The organism is Mycobacterium sp. TY815 (assembly GCF_030755135.1).
Lineage (GTDB): Bacteria > Actinomycetota > Actinomycetes > Mycobacteriales > Mycobacteriaceae > Mycobacterium.
Genome location: NZ_JAUFRX010000001.1, coordinates 1,541,486 through 1,562,559, shown reverse-complemented (window position 1 = coordinate 1,562,559; position 21,074 = coordinate 1,541,486). Strand labels below are relative to the sequence as shown.

23 protein-coding genes are annotated in these 21,074 nt (G+C 68.4%); 15 read left to right on the top strand and 8 right to left on the bottom strand.

What is annotated here, in order from left to right; translation table 11 throughout:
• Both QXK92_RS06440 and QXK92_RS06435 read right to left on the bottom strand, forming a co-directional pair.
• A complete protein-coding gene (locus QXK92_RS06440; RefSeq protein ID WP_306244237.1) occupies nucleotides 1–1,782 on the bottom strand; it encodes a hypothetical protein in 1,782 nt (593 codons plus the stop codon).
• Nucleotides 1,783–1,895: 113 nt separating this feature from the next.
• The gene (locus QXK92_RS06435) at nucleotides 1,896–2,039 is read right to left on the bottom strand and encodes a hypothetical protein (protein ID WP_306240832.1); all 144 of its coding nucleotides are present in this window, start codon (nucleotides 2,037–2,039) and stop codon (nucleotides 1,896–1,898) included.
• 173 nt (nucleotides 2,040–2,212) lie between these two features.
• Here QXK92_RS06435 and bioB point away from each other — a divergent pair, with 173 nt between their 5' ends.
• The 3 genes from bioB to QXK92_RS06420 are packed head-to-tail and all read left to right on the top strand — an operon-like array spanning nucleotide 2,213 to nucleotide 4,162.
• A complete protein-coding gene (gene bioB / locus QXK92_RS06430; RefSeq protein WP_306240831.1) occupies nucleotides 2,213–3,262 on the top strand; it encodes a biotin synthase BioB in 1,050 nt (349 codons plus the stop codon).
• 10 nt (nucleotides 3,263–3,272) lie between these two features.
• On the top strand, nucleotides 3,273–3,500 hold the full coding sequence (locus tag QXK92_RS06425) for a hypothetical protein (protein ID WP_306240830.1): 228 nt from the start codon (nucleotides 3,273–3,275) through the stop codon (nucleotides 3,498–3,500).
• The gene (locus QXK92_RS06420) at nucleotides 3,497–4,162 is read left to right on the top strand and encodes a DUF2567 domain-containing protein (RefSeq protein WP_306240829.1); all 666 of its coding nucleotides are present in this window, start codon (nucleotides 3,497–3,499) and stop codon (nucleotides 4,160–4,162) included. The genes QXK92_RS06425 and QXK92_RS06420 overlap by 4 nt, the downstream gene beginning before the upstream one ends.
• On the opposite strand, the gene QXK92_RS06415 is transcribed toward QXK92_RS06420, so the two are convergent.
• The gene (locus QXK92_RS06415) at nucleotides 4,159–5,499 is read right to left on the bottom strand and encodes a lipase family protein (protein ID WP_306240827.1); all 1,341 of its coding nucleotides are present in this window, start codon (nucleotides 5,497–5,499) and stop codon (nucleotides 4,159–4,161) included. The genes QXK92_RS06420 and QXK92_RS06415 overlap by 4 nt on opposite strands.
• A gap of 213 nt (nucleotides 5,500–5,712) precedes the next feature.
• Entirely contained in the window at nucleotides 5,713–6,417 is a 705-nt protein-coding gene (locus tag QXK92_RS06410; protein ID WP_306240826.1) for an NUDIX domain-containing protein, read from the bottom strand.
• A 47-nt stretch (nucleotides 6,418–6,464) separates the two neighbouring features.
• On the opposite strand from QXK92_RS06410, the gene nadA reads away from it, so the two are divergent.
• The 3 genes from nadA to nadC are packed head-to-tail and all read left to right on the top strand — an operon-like array spanning nucleotide 6,465 to nucleotide 9,999.
• Complete coding sequence (gene nadA, locus QXK92_RS06405) at nucleotides 6,465–7,568, top strand: quinolinate synthase NadA (RefSeq protein ID WP_306240825.1); 1,104 nt, start codon at nucleotides 6,465–6,467, stop codon at nucleotides 7,566–7,568.
• Nucleotides 7,565–9,142, top strand: a complete 1,578-nt coding sequence (locus QXK92_RS06400; protein ID WP_306240824.1) for an L-aspartate oxidase — start codon at nucleotides 7,565–7,567, stop codon at nucleotides 9,140–9,142. Before nadA ends, QXK92_RS06400 begins: the two co-directional genes overlap by 4 nt.
• Entirely contained in the window at nucleotides 9,142–9,999 is an 858-nt protein-coding gene (gene nadC / locus QXK92_RS06395; RefSeq protein WP_306240822.1) for a carboxylating nicotinate-nucleotide diphosphorylase, read from the top strand. Before QXK92_RS06400 ends, nadC begins: the two co-directional genes overlap by 1 nt.
• A 62-nt stretch (nucleotides 10,000–10,061) precedes the next feature.
• On the opposite strand, the gene QXK92_RS06390 is transcribed toward nadC, so the two are convergent.
• Together QXK92_RS06390 and QXK92_RS06385 are read right to left on the bottom strand one after the other, a co-directional pair.
• Complete coding sequence (locus tag QXK92_RS06390; protein ID WP_306240820.1) at nucleotides 10,062–10,772, bottom strand: trimeric intracellular cation channel family protein; 711 nt, start codon at nucleotides 10,770–10,772, stop codon at nucleotides 10,062–10,064.
• A gap of 9 nt (nucleotides 10,773–10,781) precedes the next feature.
• Nucleotides 10,782–11,348, bottom strand: coding sequence for a TetR/AcrR family transcriptional regulator (locus tag QXK92_RS06385; protein WP_306240819.1), 567 nt, complete (start codon nucleotides 11,346–11,348; stop codon nucleotides 10,782–10,784).
• 40 nt (nucleotides 11,349–11,388) lie between these two features.
• On the opposite strand from QXK92_RS06385, the gene QXK92_RS06380 reads away from it, so the two are divergent.
• Nucleotides 11,389–12,417, top strand: coding sequence for an alcohol dehydrogenase catalytic domain-containing protein (locus QXK92_RS06380; protein WP_306240818.1), 1,029 nt, complete (start codon nucleotides 11,389–11,391; stop codon nucleotides 12,415–12,417).
• A gap of 87 nt (nucleotides 12,418–12,504) precedes the next feature.
• Here QXK92_RS06380 and QXK92_RS06375 read toward each other — a convergent pair whose 3' ends face one another.
• A complete protein-coding gene (locus tag QXK92_RS06375) occupies nucleotides 12,505–12,927 on the bottom strand; it encodes a nitroreductase family deazaflavin-dependent oxidoreductase (RefSeq protein ID WP_306240817.1) in 423 nt (140 codons plus the stop codon).
• Nucleotides 12,928–13,003: 76 nt separating this feature from the next.
• Here QXK92_RS06375 and hisD point away from each other — a divergent pair, with 76 nt between their 5' ends.
• From hisD to hisI, 8 genes are read left to right on the top strand one after another with little or no spacing between them, the layout of a single operon-like run.
• Entirely contained in the window at nucleotides 13,004–14,347 is a 1,344-nt protein-coding gene (gene hisD / locus QXK92_RS06370; RefSeq protein ID WP_306240816.1) for a histidinol dehydrogenase, read from the top strand.
• Nucleotides 14,344–15,498, top strand: a complete 1,155-nt coding sequence (locus tag QXK92_RS06365) for a histidinol-phosphate transaminase (RefSeq protein WP_306240815.1) — start codon at nucleotides 14,344–14,346, stop codon at nucleotides 15,496–15,498. The genes hisD and QXK92_RS06365 overlap by 4 nt, the downstream gene beginning before the upstream one ends.
• A complete protein-coding gene (gene hisB / locus QXK92_RS06360) occupies nucleotides 15,480–16,112 on the top strand; it encodes an imidazoleglycerol-phosphate dehydratase HisB (protein WP_306244235.1) in 633 nt (210 codons plus the stop codon). Before QXK92_RS06365 ends, hisB begins: the two co-directional genes overlap by 19 nt.
• Nucleotides 16,109–16,729, top strand: coding sequence for an imidazole glycerol phosphate synthase subunit HisH (gene hisH, locus QXK92_RS06355; protein WP_306240814.1), 621 nt, complete (start codon nucleotides 16,109–16,111; stop codon nucleotides 16,727–16,729). The genes hisB and hisH overlap by 4 nt, the downstream gene beginning before the upstream one ends.
• Nucleotides 16,730–16,731: 2 nt before the next feature.
• Nucleotides 16,732–17,478, top strand: a complete 747-nt coding sequence (priA, locus tag QXK92_RS06350) for a bifunctional 1-(5-phosphoribosyl)-5-((5-phosphoribosylamino)methylideneamino)imidazole-4-carboxamide isomerase/phosphoribosylanthranilate isomerase PriA (protein WP_306240813.1) — start codon at nucleotides 16,732–16,734, stop codon at nucleotides 17,476–17,478.
• Between the two features lie 4 nt (nucleotides 17,479–17,482).
• Nucleotides 17,483–18,283 carry an inositol monophosphatase gene (locus QXK92_RS06345; RefSeq protein WP_306240812.1) on the top strand — a complete coding sequence of 267 codons (801 nt, stop codon included), beginning with the start codon at nucleotides 17,483–17,485 and terminating at the stop codon, nucleotides 18,281–18,283.
• Between the two features lies 1 nt (nucleotide 18,284).
• Nucleotides 18,285–19,088 carry an imidazole glycerol phosphate synthase subunit HisF gene (gene hisF / locus QXK92_RS06340; RefSeq protein ID WP_306240811.1) on the top strand — a complete coding sequence of 268 codons (804 nt, stop codon included), beginning with the start codon at nucleotides 18,285–18,287 and terminating at the stop codon, nucleotides 19,086–19,088.
• Nucleotides 19,085–19,432 carry a phosphoribosyl-AMP cyclohydrolase gene (hisI, locus tag QXK92_RS06335; RefSeq protein WP_306240810.1) on the top strand — a complete coding sequence of 116 codons (348 nt, stop codon included), beginning with the start codon at nucleotides 19,085–19,087 and terminating at the stop codon, nucleotides 19,430–19,432. The genes hisF and hisI overlap by 4 nt, the downstream gene beginning before the upstream one ends.
• Here the strand turns inward: hisI and QXK92_RS06330 are convergent.
• Nucleotides 19,429–20,949: a serine/threonine-protein kinase gene (locus QXK92_RS06330; RefSeq protein ID WP_306240809.1), complete on the bottom strand. Its 1,521-nt coding sequence runs from the start codon at nucleotides 20,947–20,949 to the stop codon at nucleotides 19,429–19,431. The genes hisI and QXK92_RS06330 overlap by 4 nt on opposite strands.
• Nucleotides 20,950–21,074 lie beyond the last annotated feature (125 nt).

Genomic DNA, 21,074 nt, shown 5'->3' with positions numbered 1-21,074 from the left:
TCATGCCGCCCGCGGGAGCGGGTGTCGTTCTTCCTCCGCTCGTTTGGGTTTGCTGGTCTCGCCGTTGATCCGTCCGGCACCCCAGGTCAGGGCCGCGATCACCATCAGCGTGAAAATCAGCACCAGTATCGAGCCGGCCGTGAAGAGCCACTCTGGGGCGTTCGGGTCGCGTTCGCGCTGCAGGATCGTGTTCTCCAGGACGAACGGCCGGGTGATCACGGGCTGGGCAGGGATCTCGGGAGCGGGGATCGCCTCGTCGGCCGGAGCGTAGATCGGAACGGCGGTCATGGTGTAGCCGTCCTGGACGCGCAGCAGGGTCTTCCAGGAGCCCCAGACCGGGATGGGTTGAGTGCTGCGGTAGTGCCCCGGGCCGACCCGCTGCAGCCGATCGATGACCAGACCACGCTGGTTCTCCATCTTGCCCTGCCAGGACGTGATCGACACCCAGTCAGGTTCGTCCTTGATCAGGTCAGGCGGATTGATCTGGACGTCCGCGGACACCATCTGCTTGCCGGGCTCGCTGGGCAGGTCGGTCAATTTGATGGTCGCGGTGTTCTTGCTCGGGATGACGATGTGCAGCCCGTTGGCCACCGCGCCACCGATTACGACGACGGTCGCCGCGACAATGGCGATGCCGATCGCCCGACGCGGCAGCGGTTGCCCGGTGAGCACCATCCCGGTCAGCGCGCCGCAGAGGCCCATCATCACCGCCACGGGCACCGACATCGCGAGGGCCTCGCCCCACATGCTGGTCGGCCATGGGTAGTGGTAAACCGCGCCCACCCACAGTGAACTCAGCCAGAGGCCGACGGTTCCGATCAGCAGACCGGCGACGGCGCCGAAGGCGATGGGGCGCTTGAACAGGGGACTGAGGGCGAGCAACTCGACGATCAGCGCCGGCCCGAGGTACAGCGGGAACCAGTTGATCGGAGCTCCCAAAATTGGGCCGACGGTGAATGCGACCGCACCACGCAGTGCGATGGCGAACAGCGCCGCGATGATCGCCGCGCCCTTGCCCAGCGTCACGCGGGCCACGACCAGCGCCAGCGATGCCACGCCGGCGATCATCATCGGGTGAAACGCCAGGCGGAACTGCTGGACGCCGAAGTCGTATTCGATCTGGTAGACGGACAGGCCGATCAGCAGACCGCCGCAGGACAGGTAGCGCAGGAAGCGCACGAACGGCTTCTCCGGCGGCGCGTCCGGCAGCGCCCGTCCGCCCTCGTATTCGAGCATGAGCACCGAAAACAGCGAGAGCCCGGCGCCGCCGATCATCATCAGGTGCGTTGGTCCCCACAGCGTGACGTCCTGGCCGAAGATGCGGTGCCAGATGTCATCGAGCGGGAACCCGAACAGGGCGTACATTCCACAGCCCGCCATCAAGATGCCGCCGACGGGTGCATGCCAGTTGTCAGTGATGCGCACCGGCGCCGGGCCAGGCTCGTCGAACGGCAGCACGATGGCGATCATGCCGGCCAGGAATATCCCGAACAGGCCGAAGATGATGAAGTAGTGCGCCGGATTGGCCAGTGGGCCCGGGTCGCGGCCCTCACCGATATGCCAGCTGACGTCCCAGATGAAACCGAACAGCGCGCAGATGATCGACGAGGTGTACACCAGCACCGGTAGCGCCACCCACGACGGGCGCTTGAATTTGACGCCGAGCCAGTCGGCGAACCGCCCCAGCCACGTAATCCGGCGGGTGCGGTGCGCATAACCGATGGCCAGCATGATCAGCGTGATGACCAGCGCGGCGACCGAAAGCCCGATTACCTGGTCGATGGCGGCTCCACCGGCCGCCGGTGCCTCCGCAACAACTGTCAATATCACCGCGATCGCCTCCCGTTGCGCACGGCTGACTGGGACGAACCTGTAATGCCCAAAAGACGGGCAGGTCAATCCTGCTTTTTGCCGGAGCTTCGCCGGTTTTTCATTGCGACGTACAGCACCACTCCCGCGACGATCAGCGCCGGCAGAAACGCCGGTATGGCCAGCCAGATCCCGTGGTCGGCCAGGTAGGTGACGGGCGGATTGCTCATGGTGCTTCCATACCCTCCCGGAACCGGTCGTATCCCGGCAACCGCACGGCATCCGCCGACCGGGCGCCCGCTACCCTAACCTGAACACCATTTCATTCCGGCTGCCACGAACGCCGCGGCCGCGAACAGGTCCGACCGTGCTCGGACGCGATCAACAAACAGGGGAGTACCCGGTGACTCAAGCGCCAACTCGACCGACCAGCGACACCGGCCAGGATGGCAAAGACAGCGACGACATCCTCGCGGTTGCCCGCCGGCAAGTGCTCGACGGTGGCCAGGGACTGAGCAAAGACCAGGTGCTGCAGGTCCTGCAGTTGCCCGATGCCCGGCTGGAAGAGCTGCTCGCACTGGCCCACGAGGTGCGGATGCGCTGGTGCGGCCCGGAGGTCGAGGTCGAGGGAATCATCAGCCTCAAAACCGGCGGCTGCCCGGAGGACTGCCACTTCTGCTCACAGTCGGGCCTGTTCCAGTCCCCGGTGCGCAGCGCCTGGCTGGACGTCCCCAGCCTGGTCGAGGCGGCCAAGCAGACGGCCAAGTCCGGTGCGACTGAGTTCTGCATCGTGGCCGCGGTGCGCGGACCCGACGAGCGGCTGCTCGCCCAGGTCGCCGCCGGAATCGAAGCGATCCGCAACGAGGTCGAGATCCACATCGCCTGCTCGCTGGGGATGCTCAACGCCGAGCAGGTGGAGCGGCTGGCGGCGATGGGTGTGCACCGCTACAACCACAACCTGGAGACGGCCCGCTCGTTCTTCACCAACGTGGTCACCACGCACACCTGGGAAGAACGCTGGCAAACCCTGTCGATGGTGCGCGAAGCGGGCATGGAGGTGTGCTGCGGCGGGATCCTGGGCATGGGGGAGACGCTGGAGCAGCGCGCGGAATTCGCCGCTGAGCTGGCCGAACTGGACCCGCACGAGGTGCCGCTGAACTTCCTCAACCCGCGCCCCGGCACCCCGTTCGGCGACCTGGAGGTGCTGCCGGCCAGCGAGGCTCTCAAGGCGGTGGCAGCGTTTCGGCTGGCGTTGCCGCGGACCATGCTGCGCTTCGCCGGCGGCCGGGAGATCACCCTCGGCGACCTGGGCGCCAAGCAGGGCATCCTGGGCGGAATCAACGCCGTGATCGTCGGCAACTACCTCACCACGCTGGGTCGCCCCGCCGAGGCCGATCTGGAGCTGCTCGACGACCTGCAGATGCCGCTCAAGGCGCTCAACGCGAGTTTGTAGAAAGAGAAGCGTGGCGGGAAATCTGGGTGCTCCGGTCGGAGCCGGTGTCTACAACGTCTACACCGGGGAACCGGCGGGCTCGGCCACGCCCACGGCAGCACAACTGGGGCTGGAGCCGCCCCGGTTCTGCGCCGAATGCGGACGACGGATGATCGTGCAGGTCCGGCCCGACGGCTGGTGGGCACGATGCTCCCGACATGGCCAGGTGGACTCGGCAGATCTGGAGGCGCAGAGATGACCGAGGAAGCGGTAACCGACGTTTCTCCACCCCTGGATCGCCCGGTGGGGCCGCGCACGCCCCGCAATCGCGCGCTGCTCACCGTCGTGCTGGCACTGAGTGCTGCCGGTGTCTTGGTCGGTGCGCTCTGGGCGTGGATCGCCCCGCCGATCCACGCCGTGGTCGCGGTCAGCCGCAAGGGTGAGCGGGTGCACGATTACCTGGGCAGCGAATCGCAGAACTTTTTCGTGGCGCCGTTCATGTTGCTCGGTCTGCTCGGCGTGCTTGCGGTGGTCGGCGCCGTGGCGGTGTGGCAGTGGCGCGACCACCGGGGACCGCAGATGGTCGCCGCGCTGACCGTCGGGCTGATCGGGGCCGCGGCAGCCGCCGCGGGCGTCGGCGCGCTCCTGGTCCTGTTTCGTTACGGCGCACTGAATTTCGACACGGTTGCGCTCGCGTCAGGCGATCACAACGTGACCTATGTCAGACAGGCGCCACCGGTTTTCTTCGGTCACCTGCCGCTGCAGATCGCCGCCACGCTGCTTTCGCCGACGGCGACCGCGGCCCTGATCTATGCCCTCGCGGCAACCGGGACGGTGCGCGACGACCTGGGCGGTTACCCGCCCGTCGACCCGCGTCCTGCTGTGGTGCCGCCCGTTCCTGCCGGACCGGTCGCCCCCTAGAGGGGACGCCGGTGGATCTTCCTGCCGGTGATGACCTTGGCCGCGATCACGGCCAGACGTGCCATCCCGGCGTAGGTCATCGGGTTGAACATGGTGGGCCAGGTGGTCCGGATGAGGTTGTCGGTGATGGGCCGGCCGGCGAACCGGTCGATCAGCCAGCGCAACGCCATCGGTGAGGACAACGGGTGCAGCAGCATGTGCTCGTTGAAGGCGTCGCGGTGGTAGGTGACGTCGGCGCCGCCAGCTGAGTAGGCGTCGGCCAGCGCGTCGATGTCGTCGACACCGATGAGGTAGTCGTGCACGGCCTGCACGATCAGCACCGGCGGCGTCGGCACGGCGACCCCCAGGGTGGTGCTGTCGAAGACATGCGCGACCGCCGGGGTGGCCAGGATGTCGTCCAGTGGCTCGTCCAGGTAGTCGGCCATGTTCTTCTTGGCCATCGAGATGACGGCCTGCGCGGTCGTCATCCGCTCCATGCTCTCGAGCATGGCCAGGCCGTCTTCGTTGGCGTGTTCCTTGATCACCGCGTCCAAGTCGGGGTAGGCGTGCGTCAGCGCGGCCACGACCATGGCAGGCAGGCCGGCGAGCAGACTGCCGTTGAGTCGCTTGAAGGTGTTCCCGAGGTTGCCGACGGGCGATCCGAGCACCGCACCCACGATGTCGAGCTCAGGGGCGTATTGGCCGCACATTTCCGCGGCCCACGCGCTGGCCAGCCCGCCGCCGGAGTAGCCCCACAGCCCGATCGGTGCCGACGCGGGCACACCGAGCCGCTCCGAACTGAGCACGGCCCGCAGACCGTCGAGAACCCGGTAGCCGGGTTCGTACGGGGTGCCCCACAACCCGTGCACGCCCTCGTGGTCAGGCACCGACACCGCCCACCCTTCGGCGACGGCCGCGCTGATCAGCAGCAGCTCCAGCTGGGTCAGCGAGCCGACCGCCTTGGCGCGGCGGCGCAGCGCGTAGGACGGAAAGCACCGGGACGAGATGGCGTCGATGGCGCACTGGTACGACAGCAGCGGCATGGTCTTGCCGGGGGCGGGTTCCTTCGGGAGCAGGACGGTGGTGACCGTCGCCTCAGGATTTCCGTTCATGTCCGTGGTCCGGTAGAGCAACTGCGTCGCCGTGATGGACTGCGGGATCAGCCCCATGAACGCCAGTTCGACCTCGCGGGAGCGCAGCACGGTCCCCGGCGCGGCGTGCTGGAAGCCGGCGGGCGGCTGGTAGAACGGGTCGTCGGCCGGGAGCAGCGGGCGGACCTTGCGCTGCAGCTCTTCATGCGGGGGTCGCCCGATCCATTCCGCCCCGGTTTCGCCTCCCAGCTTTGCGAGCTCGACCATTAAGGCTCCCTTCGTGGCCTTCGTCGCGCCCAGCGATCCCGAATGAGGGCGGAGTTCAGGCTAGTCATAATGCGGCGCCGGCTGCGCGTGGCGGCCAGCGCCTCTTACCAATGTCTTAATTCGCCTTATTCTTCTCTTATACAAGCTACTGTACAAACCGTCGACACGCCTAAAACCGCGCCGGGTGTCGCTCGTCACAATCCATTGTCAGCCCTATCCGGGGGGCTTCAGTGCAGCAAATTCGTCGGTGACCCGCAGTTGGGAGTCGGTGAAGCGGTAGAGCGCGGCCGGTCGCCCGCCGTTGCGGCCGGACTGGGCGATGGTCCCGGTGGCGGTGATGACTTTGCGGCGGGCCAGTACCCGCTGCAGATTGGTCGCGTCGACCTGATAGCCCAGCGCCGCGCCGTAAATGTCGCGCAGCGTGGACAGTGCGAATTCCTTTGGCGCCAAGGCAAATCCGATGTTCGTGTAGGACATCTTGGCGACCAGGCGGGTGCGCGCGTGGGCCACCATCGGTCCGTGGTCAAAGGCCATCGGTGGCAGCGCATTGACCGGATGCCAGCGCGTGTCCGGGGGTAACTCAGGTGTCGCGGGGGAGGGCACCAGCCCCAGGAACGTCGAGGCGATCATCCGCCCACCCGGCACCCGCTGCGGATCGGAGAACACCGCGAGCTGTTCGAGGTGGGACAGTTCGCGCAGATCGACCTTCTCGGCCAGCTGCCGGCGGACCGAGGTGGTCATGTCCTCGTCGTTGCGCAGCCGTCCACCGGGCAGCGACCACGCGCCGCGCTGCGGATCCTGGGCGCGCTGCCATAACAGCACGTTCAACTGGGGTTTTCCCTTTTGTGAGCCGCCGGTAACCATCCCAACCTGGAACACGACGGCGAGCACTTCGTGGGCGGTGCTACCATTGGGCATGTTTTCGATTGTAAGTCGAAAACCTCCTGAGTGCGAAAGGAGCCGCCATGACGATTTTGAATCGCATGGACACGCTCGCGGAGCGGCGATCGCAAGCACGGCGCAGCCGGGCGCTGGGGGTCGGCGCCATCTGTGATGAGCTCGCGGCCCGCATCATCAGCACGCCCACCGGCTATGCCGGGGTCGACGGCGACGCGCAGTGGGCTGCCGAGATCCGCCGGCTGGCACGGTTGCGCGGCGCCACCGTGCTGGCGCACAACTATCAGCTGCCCGCGATCCAAGACGTCGCCGACCACGTAGGGGATTCGCTGGCGCTGTCGCGGATCGCCGCCGAGGCGCCCGAGGACACCATCGTGTTCTGTGGCGTGCACTTCATGGCCGAGACGGCGAAGATCCTCAGCCCGGACAAGACCGTGCTGATCCCGGATCAGCGGGCCGGATGCTCCCTGGCCGACTCGATCACGCCGGACGACCTGCGCGCCTGGAAGGCCGAGCACCCCGACGCCGTGGTCGTCTCCTACGTCAACACCACGGCCGAGGTCAAGGCGCTCACCGACATCTGCTGCACGTCCTCGAACGCCGTCGACGTCGTCGCCTCCATCGACCCCGACCGTGAGGTGCTGTTCTGCCCGGACCAGTTCCTGGGCGCGCATGTGCGGCGGGTGACCGGCCGCAAGAACCTGCACGTGTGGGCCGGTGAATGCCACGTGCACGCCGGCATCAACGGCGACGAGCTCGCCGAACGGGCGCGTGCCAACCCTGACGCCGAACTGTACGTGCATCCCGAATGTGGTTGCGCCACTTCGGCTTTGTACCTGGCGGGCGAGGGAGCCTTCCCGGCCGACCGGGTCAAGATCCTGTCCACCGGCGGCATGCTCGACGCCGCGCACCAGACCCGCGCACAGAAGGTACTGGTCGCCACCGAGGTCGGCATGCTGCACCAATTGCGCAGGGCGGCACCAGGTGTCGACTTCCAGGCGGTCAACGACCGCGCGTCGTGCAAGTACATGAAGATGATCACCCCGGCGGCGCTGCTGCGCTGCCTGGTGGAAGGCGCCGACGAAGTCCACGTCGATCCGGATGTCGCCGCGGCGGGCCGGCGCAGTGTGCAGCGGATGATCGCGATCGGTCAGCCCGGCGGTGGCGAATGAGCACCCGGCCGGTGTGGCGTGACAGCGCCGATGTCGTCGTCGTGGGGATGGGCGTGGCAGGCCTGGCCGCCGCACTGGCCGCCCACCGCGCGGGAGCCCGGGTCGTGGTCCTGAACAAGGCGCCGCAGACACGTGGGGTTACCGCGACCCACTACGCCCAGGGCGGCATCGCCGTCGTGCTGCCCGACAACGACGATTCCGTCGATGCCCACGTCAGTGACACGCTGACGGCGGGTGCGGGACTGTGCGACCCGGACGCGGTGTACTCGATTGTCGCCGACGGCTACCGCGCCGTCACCGAATTGGTCGGGGACGGAGCACGATTCGACGAAGCCGTGCCCGGCACCTGGGATGTGACCCGCGAAGGCGGCCACTCCCGTCGGCGGGTGGTGCACGCCGGTGGCGATGCCACCGGAGCCGAGGTGCAGCGGACGCTCGACCATGCCGCCCGGACCCTGGACATCCGCAGCGGCCATGTCGCGCTGCAGATCCTGCACGACGATGCGGGCGTGACCGGCCTGTCGGTGGCCCGTCCTGACGGTACCGGCATCATCAGCGCACCCTCGGTGATCCTGGCCACCGGCGGTCTGGGACATCTCTACAGCGCGACCACCAACCCGAACGGATCCACCGGCGACGGCATCGCTCTGGCCCTGTGGGCGGGCCTGGCGGTCAGCGATCTGGAGTTCATCCAGTTCCACCCGACCATGCTCTTCATTCCCGGTGCGCAGGGGCGGCGTCCGCTGATCACCGAGGCCATCCGCGGCGAGGGCGCGATACTGCTTGACAGTCAAGGCAATTCGATCACCGCCGGTGTGCACCCGATGGGCGACCTGGCCCCGCGCGATGTGGTTGCGGCCGCCATCGACGCGCGGCTGAAAGCCACCGGCGACCCGTGCGCCTACCTCGACGCGCGCGGCATCGCCGAGTTCGCCTCGCGCTTCCCGACCGTGACGGCCGCGTGCCGGGCAGCCGGCATCGACCCGGTCCGCCAGCCCATCCCGATCGTCCCTGGAGCGCATTACAGCTGTGGCGGCATCGTCACCGACGTGTACGGCCAAACGGAGCTGCCGGGTCTCTACGCGGCGGGTGAGGTGGCCCGCACCGGAATGCACGGCGCCAATCGGCTGGCCTCCAACAGCCTGCTGGAAGGCCTGGTTGTCGGTGGCCGTGCCGGGCAGGGGGCAGCCGCCCACGCGGTGGCGTCCGGTCGTCCGTGCGCACAGCCGGCCGAGCCGATCACGCGCACCTCGCTGCGGCGCAGCGACCTGCAGCACGCGATGAGCCGCGACGCCTCGGTGGTACGCGACGCCGAGGGCCTGAACCGGTTGGCCGACATGCTGAACGCGGCCGCGACGCGCACCGTGACGTGCCGGCAGGATGCCGAGGATGCGGCGTTGACGCTGGCCGCGCGCACGGTGACGGCCGCTGCGCTGGCGCGCACCGAGAGCAGGGGTTGCCATCACCGCGCCGAGTCCCCGGCTGCCGCCACTGACCAGGGACGCAGCGCGCTGGTACGGCTCGGCCCCGACCGCAGCTCCGTTCAGGTGGAGACCCTGGCGGCGGTGGGCTGATGAAACTGGATGCCGCCGAGCGGGCCGATGCGATAGCGACTATTCGCCGTGGCCTGGACGAGGACCTGCGCTACGGGCCGGATGCCACGACCCTGGCAACGGTGTCGGCGAGCGCCGTCGCCACGGCGTCGATGGTGCCGCGCGAGCCCGGCGTGATCGCCGGAGTGGACGTGGCGCTGCTGGCGCTCGACGAGGTGATCGGCAGTGACGGTTACCAGGTGCTGCACCGGGTAGATGATGGCGCGCGGGTAGTGCCGGGTGAGCCGCTGCTGACCGTGCGGGCCGAGACACGCGGCCTGTTGACGGCCGAGCGGACCATGCTCAACCTGGTGTGCCACTTGTCCGGCATCGCCACGGCGACCGCTGCGTGGGTGGATGCCGTGGAGGGCACCAAGGCCAAGATCCGCGACACCCGCAAGACGTTGCCCGGACTGCGGGCACTGCAGAAGTACGCGGTGCGCGTGGGTGGCGGCGTGAACCACCGCCTGGGCCTGGGTGACGCGGCGCTGATCAAGGACAACCACGTCGCGGCCGCGGGATCGGTGTTGGCGGCGCTGCGTGCGGTGCGTGCCGCCGCGCCGGAGTTGTCCTGCGAGGTCGAAGTCGACTCCCTCGAGCAGCTGGATGAAGTGCTGCCGGAGCAGCCCGAGTTGATTCTGCTGGACAACTTTCCGGTGTGGCAGACCCAGATCGCGGTGCAGCGCCGCGACGCTCACGCGCCCGATGTGCTGCTGGAATCCTCCGGAGGGCTCAGCCTGGACACCGCGAAAACCTATGCCGGGACCGGGGTGGACTACCTCGCCGTAGGCGCACTGACCCACTCGGTGCGGGTGCTGGACGTCGGCCTGGACATGTGAGACCCCGGACCCCGACCGCCGGGCTTCTCAGCGCGTCTGTTCCGACGCGCATCGGCCCCTGATCAGGGCGTGGGTGGGGGCGCCGGCCGGCGGTTGACCCGGACCGCGATCCGCGGGAGCAGCCTGCCCGGTGACCGCTGGATGTCGTAATCCCAGTCCAGTCCCGTCCAGAGCTGCCAGCCACGCCAGCGGGCCAGCAGGACGAAGCCGGCGCCGACCAAAGTGGCGATCACCATGCCCGCCGACGCCCGGCCTACGTAGTCGAAGGCCACCGCCACGACACTGGCGGCCGCCGCGCACGTGGCGTACAGGGTATTGCCCCCGAAAATCTGCGGCGTCCGTCGCACGGCCAGGTCACGCAGGGCGCCGCCACCGACCGCGGTGATGGTGCCGAGCAGAACCGCCGGCAGCCAGCCCAGGCCGACGTGCAGGGTCTTCTGGGCGCCGGCCGCTGCCCAGCACCCCAGGGCCAGCGCGTCGACCACCGGGAACACCAGCGCCCACGCGCGGTCGTGCACCGGCGTCAGGAACGCGACGATCGCTCCCGCGATGACAGCCAGCGCATAAAGGTAGTCGGTCAGTGCGACCGGCGGACCGTGCTGCAGCAACGTATCGCGGATCAGTCCGCCGCCCAGGCCCGACAGCGTGGCCAGCGCGGCGAATCCGATGGGATCCAGATGCATCTCGCGCGCCACGATCCCGCCAAGGATGGCGTTGCCGAAGACTCCGGCCAGGTCGATGACCCGGAGGAATTCGCCAACGGTGTCGGTCACGCCAATACGTTAAACCGTCAGCAGCAGCCGTGCCGCGGCCTTCGCGGCGTTGAGGGCGGTCGTGTCTCCGCTGGTGCGCGACAGGATCAGCGCTCCCTCGATCAGCGAGATCACCGCAAACCCGGCCTGCTCGGCGCGGGCCGCCGGCCAGCCGTCCCGGCGCAGCCGGTCGGTGATCGCCGCGCACCATCCCGCAAAGGCACGGGCGGCCGCGTCGCGTATCGCGGGACTGCCGTGCACGGCCTCGGTGGCCAGTGGTTCCACGGGACAGCCGTCGCGGGGGTCGCCGGCCAGTCCGGCTGCCAGCACGTCGATCCAGCGGTCGACGATGTCGCTGACCGGTCTGTCGGTGGACAGCAGCTGGCGCAGCAGCTGTTCGATGGCCGAGCCGGTGGTGTCGACGGCCGCCGCGGCGAGCTGCTGCTTGCCCTGCGGGAAGTGGTGATACAGCGACCCTGGTTTGACGCCCGCCTCTTCGAGGATCTGGCTCAGGCCGGTCGCCGCGTAGCCCTGGCGCCGGAACAGGGTGGCGGCGGTGTCGACGAGCGCGGCGCGGCTGCGGTCGGGTCTCGGCATGGTCTTGACTTTACTTGAGTAATCACTCAAGAATGTTGCAATGAGGCAACTGATGCATGTCGATCCGGGTCGCTACGAGTGGCGCGACGCCGCGGACCTGCAAATTTCGGCCCCCGGTCAGGCCCTGGTCCGGCCATTGGCGGTGGCGTGCTGCGACCTGGACGTGGCGGTCTGTGCGGGCCGGTTGCCCCTGCCGCCGGGATATGCCGTCGGGCATGAGGGGCTGGCCGAGGTGGTGGCGGTCGGCGATGAGGTGTCCGGCGTGCGGGTGGGCGACCGGGTGGTGGTGCCGTTTCAGATCAACTGCGGAACCTGTCGCGAGTGTCGTCGTGGCGTCACCGGGTCGTGCGCCTCGCTGCCGCTGCTGGCGATGTACGGGATGGGACCCATCGCGGGTCTGGATGGCGGTGGTTTCATGTCGGATCTGGTGCTGGTGCCCTACGCCGACGCCATGCTTATCCCGGTGCCGGACGGGGTGGATCCCGTGGCCATCGCGTCCCTGTCGGACAACATCCCCGACGGGTCGCGAACGGTGGCGCCGTTCGCGGAAGAACTCAGCGCTGTCGATGCGGGGGATCGCCGGGTTCTGGTGGTCGGCCGGGCCTCGATCGGGTTGTATGCGGCGGCGTTCGCCGCGGCCCTGGGAGCCCACGTCGACTACGTCGACACCGACCCGCACCGTTTGTCGGCCGCCGAGAAACTGGGCGCCGCGGTGCACGACCGGGTGAAGCCCGCTAAGCAATGGGATCCGTACCCCGTGACGGTGAACACCTCGGCCGACCCGGCGCTGCTGGCTGCCACACTGCGCGCGACCTGGCCCGACGGCGTGTGCACCGACACCGGCATCTACTACCAACCGACCGTCGAGCTGGCGCTGTTGCCGCTTTACACCCGTGGCGTGCGGTTCGTCACCGGCCGGGTCAACGCCCGCGCCGCCATCCCGCAGGTACTGGGGATGCTGGCTGACGGCTGCGACCTGTCGCCGGCCGTCGACCGTGTGGTGCCGTGGGAGGACGCACCGGCGGGGTGGGCCGAGATGACGGGCAAGACCGTCTTCGTCAGGAGCTGATCAAGTGTGCGACTACGGCGGTGAAACAGCCATTTCGCCTCGGTAGACGCACGCCGAGGGCGGTAGGCGCACACTCGACGCCGTGATTCAGGCGATGTCGCCGACGAAAACGGCCATCCGGCGCAACTGCGCCCGCGCCATCTTGGGCAGACCTTCGGCCTCTGGGCCGTCGGTGCCCGCAGGCAGGATGCGCGTGTTGGTGAGGTGCACGGTCTGGCGGGCATAGTGCACATCGGCCTGGCCGGCAGCCAGCACGTTCTTCACCCAGTCCGTCTTGCCGTGGCCCAATGCGATCGCCAGCACATTGCCCTTGCGGTAGGTGGTCACGACCGTCTTGTAGGCCTTACCGGACTTGCGGCCGCGGTGTTCGATGGTTGCGGTACCGGGCAGGAACCGGGCGATCGGCTTGATCAGCGGGTTGAGGTACTTGACCTGGATGTTCTCGAACCACACCGGGAAGATCATCGGGACGCCGGGGGCGTTGTTGGGGTGTCGATCCCTTGCAGACATGGCTGGCTCCTTCTTTACCCGCGCATTTACCCGCGCACTGTACCGGTCGAATATCGACTTGAGCTGCTCTGGGACAATGGTCGACGTGACCCCATCGCCTTCGCCACTGTCCCGTATCGATTTGCGGGGCGTGGAGTTGACCGCTGCGCGGTTGCGGGCTGAGCTGCCACGTGGCGGCGTCGACGTGGAAGCGGTGCTGCCCAGGGTGCGGCCGATCGTCGAGGCGGTGGCCGAGCGCGGGGCGGTGGCGGCGCTGAATTACGGCGAAGAGTTCGACGGTGTGCGGCCGGCGGCCGTGCGGGTGCCCGACAGCGCGCTCGAAGCGGCAGTGGCCGGCCTCGATGACGACGTGCGGGAAGCGCTGCAGGTGATGATCGAACGGACCCGCGCCGTCCACGCCGATCAGCGCCGTGCCGACACGACGACCACGCTCGGCCCGGGTGCCACCGTCACCGAACGCTGGGTCCCTGTCGAACGGGTCGGCCTGTACGTGCCGGGCGGCAATGCCGTGTACCCGTCCAGTGTGGTGATGAATGTGGTGCCGGCCCAGGAGGCCGGTGTCGACTCGCTGGTGGTCGCCAGCCCGCCCCAGGCGGCCTTCGGGGGGCTGCCGCACCCGACCATCCTGGCCGCGGCCAAGCTGCTGGGTGTCGAGGAGGTCTGGGCGGTTGGTGGGGCACAGGCGGTGGCGTTGCTGGCCTACGGAGGCACCGACACCGGCGGGGGCGAGCTCGTCCCGGTCGACATGATCACCGGACCCGGCAACATCTACGTCACCGCCGCCAAGCGGCTGTGCCGCTCCCAGGTCGGTATCGACGCCGAAGCCGGCCCTACCGAGATCGCCATCCTCGCCGACCACACCGCCGACCCCGCGCACGTGGCCGCCGACCTGATCAGCCAGGCCGAACACGACGAGATGGCGGCCAGCGTCCTGGTCACCCCCAGCCCCGAGCTGGCCGACGCCACCGACACCGAACTCACCGCCCAGCTGCAGACCACCGTGCACCGCGAGCGCGTGACCACTGCGCTGTCCGGCCCGCAGTCCAAGATCATCCTGACCGACGACCTCGATGCCGCGGTCAAGGTGGTCAACGCCTATGCCGCCGAGCACTTGGAGATCCAGACCGCCGACGCGGCACAGGTCGCGGCCCGGATCCGTTCGGCCGGAGCCATTTTCGTCGGACCGTACGCACCGGTGAGCCTCGGCGACTACTGCGCCGGGTCCAACCACGTGCTGCCCACCGCGGGCAGCGCCCGCCACTCGAGTGGCCTGTCGGTGCAGACCTTCCTGCGGGGAATCCACGTCGTCGACTACACCGAGGCCGCGCTCAAAGACGTCTCCGGCCACGTCGTCACGCTGGCCAAGGCCGAAGACCTGCCGTCGCACGGCGAGGCGGTACGCCGGAGGTTCGAGCGGTGACTCGACCCACCCTTGACGACCTGCCGCTGCGCGACGATCTGCGGGGCAAGTCCCCTTACGGCGCACCGCAATTGGATGTTCCCGTGCGGCTCAATACCAACGAGAACCCGCACCCGCCCACTCAGGCGCTGATCGACGATGTGGTGCGCTCGGTAAGGGAGGCCGCCGCCGATCTGCATCGTTACCCCGACCGCGACGCCGTGGCGCTGCGCACCGATCTGGCCGCTTACCTCAGCGCCCAGACCGGCACGCCGGTGGCCGTCGAAAGCGTCTGGGCCGCAAACGGTTCCAATGAGATTCTGCAGCAGTTGCTGCAGGCATTCGGCGGGCCGGGACGCAGTGCCATCGGTTTCGTCCCGTCGTATTCGATGCACCCGATCATCTCCGACAGCACCCGTACCCAGTGGCTCGAAGCCGCCCGCGCGGACGACTTCAGCCTCGACGTCGACCGGGCCGTCGCCGCCGTGGTGGACCGCCAGCCTGACGTGGTGTTCATCGCCAGCCCGAACAACCCCTCGGGACAGAGTATTTCGCTGGCCGACCTGCGCAGGCTGCTCGACGTGGCGCCGGGCATCGTGATCGTCGACGAAGCCTACGGAGAGTTCTCCTCGCAGCCCAGCGCCATCACCCTGGTCGAGGAATATCCGACCAAGCTCGTCGTCACCCGCACCATGAGCAAGGCGTTCGCCTTCGCCGGCGGCCGACTGGGCTACCTGGTCGCGACTCCCGCCCTGGTCGACGCGATGCTGCTGGTCCGGCTGCCGTACCACCTGTCGTCGGTCACCCAGGCGGCAGCGCGGGCTGCGCTACGGCACGCCGACGACACCCTGGCCAGCGTCGCCACCCTGATCGCCGAGCGGGAGCGGGTGTCAACGGCATTGACCCACATGGGGTTCCGGGTTATCCCCAGTGACGCTAACTTCGTCCTGTTCGGCGAATTCGCCGACGCGCCGGCTGCCTGGCAGCATTACCTGGAGGCCGGCGTCCTGATCCGCGACGTCGGCATTCCCGGATATCTGCGCACCACCATCGGAATGGCCGACGAGAACGACGCGTTTCTGAAGGTGAGCGCCCAGATCGCCACCACCGATCTAGCCGGCGCGGCCACATCGGGTGCCGCGGATCGTGAACAATTCTTAGGAGCACCGTGACAACCGCAAACCGGCGTGCGCGCATCGAACGTCGCACCCGTGAATCCGACATCGTCGTCGAACTCGACCTCGACGGCACCGGCGAGGTGGACGTCGACACCGGCGTCCCGTTCTACGACCACATGCTCACCGCCCTGGGCTCGCACGCCAGCTTCGACCTGATGGTGCGCACCAAGGGCGACGTGGAGATCGAAGCGCATCACACCATCGAAGACACCGCGATCGTGCTGGGCACCGCTCTCGGACAGGCTCTGGGCGACAAGAAGGGCATCCGCCGGTTCGGCGACGCGTTCATCCCGATGGACGAGACGCTGGCGCATGCTGCCGTCGACGTCTCCGGGCGGCCCTACTGCGTGCACACCGGGGAGCCGGATCACCTGCAGCACACCACTATCGCCGGCAATTCGGTGCCCTACCACACCGTCATCAACCGGCATGTGTTCGAGACGCTGGCCTCCAACGCCCGCATCGCGCTGCACGTACGGGTCCTGTACGGCCGCGATCCGCACCACATCACCGAGGCGCAGTACAAAGCGGTGGCCCGGGCCTTGCGTCAGGCTGTCGAGCCCGACCCCCGGGTGTCCGGCGTTCCGTCCACCAAAGGTGTTCTGTGACTTCCAAATCCGTCGTTGTTCTCGACTACGGCTCCGGCAATCTGCGCTCCGCGCAACGTGCGCTGGAGCGGGTGGGTGCTGACGTCGACGTCACCGCGGATGCCGAAAAGGCACTGGCCGCAGACGGACTCGTGGTGCCCGGCGTCGGTGCCTTCGAGGCGTGCATGACCGGCCTACGCAAGATCGGCGGCGAGCGGATCATCGCCGAGCGGGTTGCCGGCGGACGGCCGGTGCTCGGCGTTTGCGTGGGCATGCAGATCCTGTTCGCGCGCGGCGTCGAGTTCGGCGTCGAAACCACGGGGTGCGGTCAGTGGCCGGGAGCGGTGACCCGGCTGGATGCGCCCGTCATCCCGCACATGGGGTGGAATGTGGTCGATGCCCCGCCGGACAGTGTGCTGTTCAAGGGCATGAGCGCCGACACCCGGTTTTATTTCGTACACTCCTACGCCGCGCAGCGGTGGGAAGGTTCACCCGAAGCGATGTTGACGTGGGCGACACATCAGGTGCCGTTTCTGGCGGCGGTGGAGGACGGTCCGCTGTCCGCTACCCAGTTCCACCCGGAGAAGAGCGGTGATGCCGGCGCCGCGATCCTGCACAACTGGGTTGAAGGGCTGTAGTCATGTCGCTGATTCTGTTGCCGGCCGTCGACGTCGTCGAGGGCCGCGCCGTGCGCCTGGTACAGGGCAAGGCGGGTAGTGAAACCGAGTACGGCTCGGCGCTGGACGCCGCGCTGGGCTGGCAGCGCGACGGCACCGACTGGATCCACCTGGTGGATCTGGACGCCGCCTTCGGGCGCGGGTCCAATCGTGAACTGCTGGCCGAGGTGGTGGGCAAGCTCGACGTGCAGGTCGAACTGTCCGGAGGCATCCGCGATGACGATTCGCTGGCCGCCGCGTTGGCCACCGGGTGTGCCCGGGTCAACGTGGGCACGGCCGCGCTGGAAAACCCCGAGTGGTGTGCCCGGGCCATCGCCGAGCACGGCGACAAGGTCGCCGTGGGGCTGGACGTCCAGATTCTGCAGGGAGTTTCGGGCGGCGCACACCGATTGCGCGGCCGTGGCTGGGAAACTGACGGCGGCGACCTCTGGGAGGTGCTGGACCGCCTGAACTCCGAGGGCTGTTCGCGCTACGTCGTCACCGACGTCACCAAGGACGGCACGCTGGGCGGGCCCAACCTCGACCTGCTGGCCAGGGTCGCTGAACGCACCGATGCGCCGGTGATCGCCTCCGGTGGGGTGTCCAGCCTGGACGACCTGCGCGCCATTGCGACGCTGACCGACCGGGGGATTGAAGGGGCCATCGTGGGCAAGGCGCTCTATGCCGGCCGGTTCACGCTGCCGCAGGCGCTGGACGCGGTGCGGGAGTAGCGCCATGGATCTGGATGTGCTTGTCCAACAAGCATCGGACATCCTGGACGACGCCGTTGAGCCGTTCCTCGCGGGCCACCGCGCAGAGTCCGCGGTCAGCAAGAAGGGCAACGACTTCGCCACCGAGGTCGACCTGGCCATCGAGCGCCAGGTCGTCGACGCCCTGGTGACCGAGACGGGGATCGAGGTGCACGGCGAAGAATTCGGCGGTGCCGACGTCGACTCGCCGTGGGTGTGGGTGCTCGACCCGGTGGACGGGACCTTCAACTACGCCGCCGGGTCTCCGATGGCGGGCATTCTGCTTGGGCTGCTGCGTGACGGCGAACCCGTGGCCGGGCTGACCTGGCTGCCCTTCACCGGCCAGCGCTACACCGCGGTGGCCGGTGGTCCGCTGGTGAAGAACGGTGAGCCGCAACCGAAGTTGGCACCTGCCGAGTTGGCTGACGCACTGGTCGGAGCCGGGTCGTTCAGCGCGGACTCGCGGGGCCGGTTCCCGGGGCGCTACCGGGTGGCGGTGCTGGAGAACCTCAGCCGGCTGTCCTCGCGACTGCGCATGCACGGCTCCACCGGACTGGACCTGGCCTACGTCGCTGACGGAATCCTGGGTGGAGCAATAAGTTTCGGCAGTCATGTGTGGGACCATGCCGCAGGAGTGGCGCTGGTGCGATCCGCGGGCGGCATCGTCACCGACCTGGCGGGCGAGCAGTGGACCCCGGCCTCCCGCTCGGCGCTCGCAGCCGCGCCCGGGGTGCATGCGGAGATACTTGAAATCCTGCGCAGCACGGGACAACCGGAGGATTACTGAGATGCAGCATCACTCCGGTGACGGACTCGCGGTGCGCGTGATCCCATGCCTGGACGTCGACGCGGGCCGCGTCGTCAAGGGTGTCAACTTCGAAAACCTCCGGGACGCCGGTGATCCCGTCGAACTGGCAGCAGCATATGACGCCGAGGGTGCCGATGAACTCACCTTCCTCGACGTGACCGCATCTTCCTCGGGCCGGGCCACCATGCTGGATGTGGTGCGCCGCACCGCCGAGCAGGTGTTCATCCCGCTCACCGTCGGTGGCGGGGTGCGCACCGTGGCCGACGTGGACACCTTGTTGCGTGCCGGAGCCGACAAGGTGTCGGTCAACACCGCCGCCATCGCCCGGCCTGACCTGCTGGCGGAAATGGCGCGGCAGTTCGGCTCGCAGTGCATCGTGCTGTCCGTCGACGCGCGCACGGTGCCCGAGGGCGCGGCACCGACGCCATCGGGGTGGGAAGTCACCACCCACGGTGGCCGGCAGGGCACCGGCATCGACGCGGTGCAGTGGGCGGCCCGCGGCGCCGAGTTGGGCGTGGGCGAGATCCTGTTGAACTCCATGGATGCCGACGGCACGAAGGCCGGATTCGATCTGGCCATGCTGCGGGCGGTGCGGGCGGCGGTCACCGTGCCGGTGATTGCCAGCGGCGGGGCGGGGGCGGCAGAACATTTCGCGCCCGCGGTCGACGCCGGGGCGGATGCGGTGTTGGCGGCCAGCGTGTTTCACTTCCGCGAGCTGACCATCGGACAGGTCAAATCCGCCATGGCCGCGCACGACATCACGGTTCGGATCACGACATCATGACCCTCGACCCGGCAATCGCCGCACGGTTGAAACGCAACGCGGACGGATTGTTCGCCGCGGTGGTGCAGGAGCGTGGCAGCGGTGATGTGCTGATGGTCGCCTGGATGGACGACGACGCGCTGGCCCGGACCCTGGAAACCCGGGAAGCGACCTACTTTTCGCGCTCGCGCGGCGAGCAGTGGATCAAGGGAGCGACCTCCGGACACACCCAGTACGTGCACTCGGTGCGGTTGGACTGCGATGGCGACACCGTGCTGTTGACGGTCGATCAGGTCGGTGCGGCCTGCCACACCGGCGACCACAGCTGCTTCGACGCCGCGGTATTGCTCGAACCCGAGGGTTAGCCCGCCGGCACGTCCAAGCCGGTGGCGGCGGCCAGCGCGGCGCGGGTCCATTCGCGACGGTCGACGTCCGGCTTGATGCGGTCTCTGCGGAGTGCCTCCAGGTCGATGGGCCGACCCGCGGTGACGGCCGCCGGCACGTGGAAGACGAAAGACGGCTTGTCGATGGTGATGGCCAGCAGGACGTCGCTGTCGCTCAAACCGTTGGCGCGGATCACGTTTTCGGCCCACTTCGCAGATTTCGCGCCACCGAAATCGTTGACGTAGACCACCCAGAGCCGAGTCCCCTGCTGCTGATAGAGCTTATTGACGGCGCGCTCGATCACGAGGCGTTCGCCGGGCCCGAGTACGTGGGCCTGATCGGTGATCTGGTCGGCCAGTGTGAGCGCCGGGGGAGCCGGGTTGCCGCTCGTCGGCGCCGCGCCGGCCGATGAGGACGCGGAGCCCGCGGACGGCTGCCCGCCCGAATGGCCGCGCATCACGACCACCGCGAGAACCGCGGCCACCACCACCAGCGCAACGGCCACCAGCGTGGCGATCATCGCGCCCCGACGGCGGCCAGCGGCGGCCGATGATGTCGCGATCGCCTGGGTCGGCACTTCGACGGCGACCGTCGGCTGTGCGGCGTCCGCCGTTTCGGCTGCGGCGGCGACCGTGCCCGCCGGGGCGGCCAGCGCCGCGGCGAAATCCGAGCAGGACGCGAAGCGCGCGGACCGGTCCTTCGCGAGTACCCGGGTGACGATGGGATCCAGGTAGGCCAGCTCAGGCCGACGCTCGCTCAGCAGTGGTGGCGGCGCCGACAGATGCTGACTGATCACCACGGCGGGATTGGAATTCTGGAACGGGGCCATGCCCGTGAGCAACTGGTACGCGGTGCACCCCAGCGCGTACTGGTCGGAGCGCCCGTCGAGGTCGGAACCTTGCAGCTGCTCCGGCGGGCAGTAGGCGGTGGTGCCCATCATCATGTTGGTCGCGGTCAGCCCGCTGATCTCGCCGAGTTCACGCGCGATGCCGAAGTCGGCGAGCAGGATCCGCCGTCGCGGCGCGGTGTCGCCCAACAGGATGTTGGCCGGTTTGACGTCGCGGTGCAGCAAGCCCCGGGAGTGCGCGTAGTCGAGCGCCTCGGCCACGGCCGAGACGATCTCCACGACATCCGGCAGGGGCATTCCGGACGGATATCGGTCGCGGAGCAACCTGGCAGCGTCGGTTCCTTCCACGTAGTCCATCGACAGCCACAGCTGACCCTGGTACTCACCGCGGTCGTGAATGCCGACGATGTGTTCGTTGTACAGGCTGCCGGCCAGGTCGGCTTCGCGGTTGAACCGCTGCCGGAACTCCTGGTTCGAGGTGAACTCCGCGGGCAGGATCTTCAGGGCATCCCGGCGGGGCAGCCGTGGATGCTGCGCCAGGTACACCTCGCCCATTCCACCGGCACCGAGCCGCCGCACGATGGTGTACCCGGCGAAGAGCTCGCCTTCCTGTAGGCCCTTCGCGGGGTCACGGTCTGCGCTGGTCGGCATGGGAGCATGTTACTGAGGCGCAGTTAGGCGGAATTAACGCACTGGTACAATCGAGGCGCCGGGAGTTTTCGCTGACAGGGACCGGTCCGGTTGCGATCCGCTGAAGCGGTGGCCGGCGGTCGGAT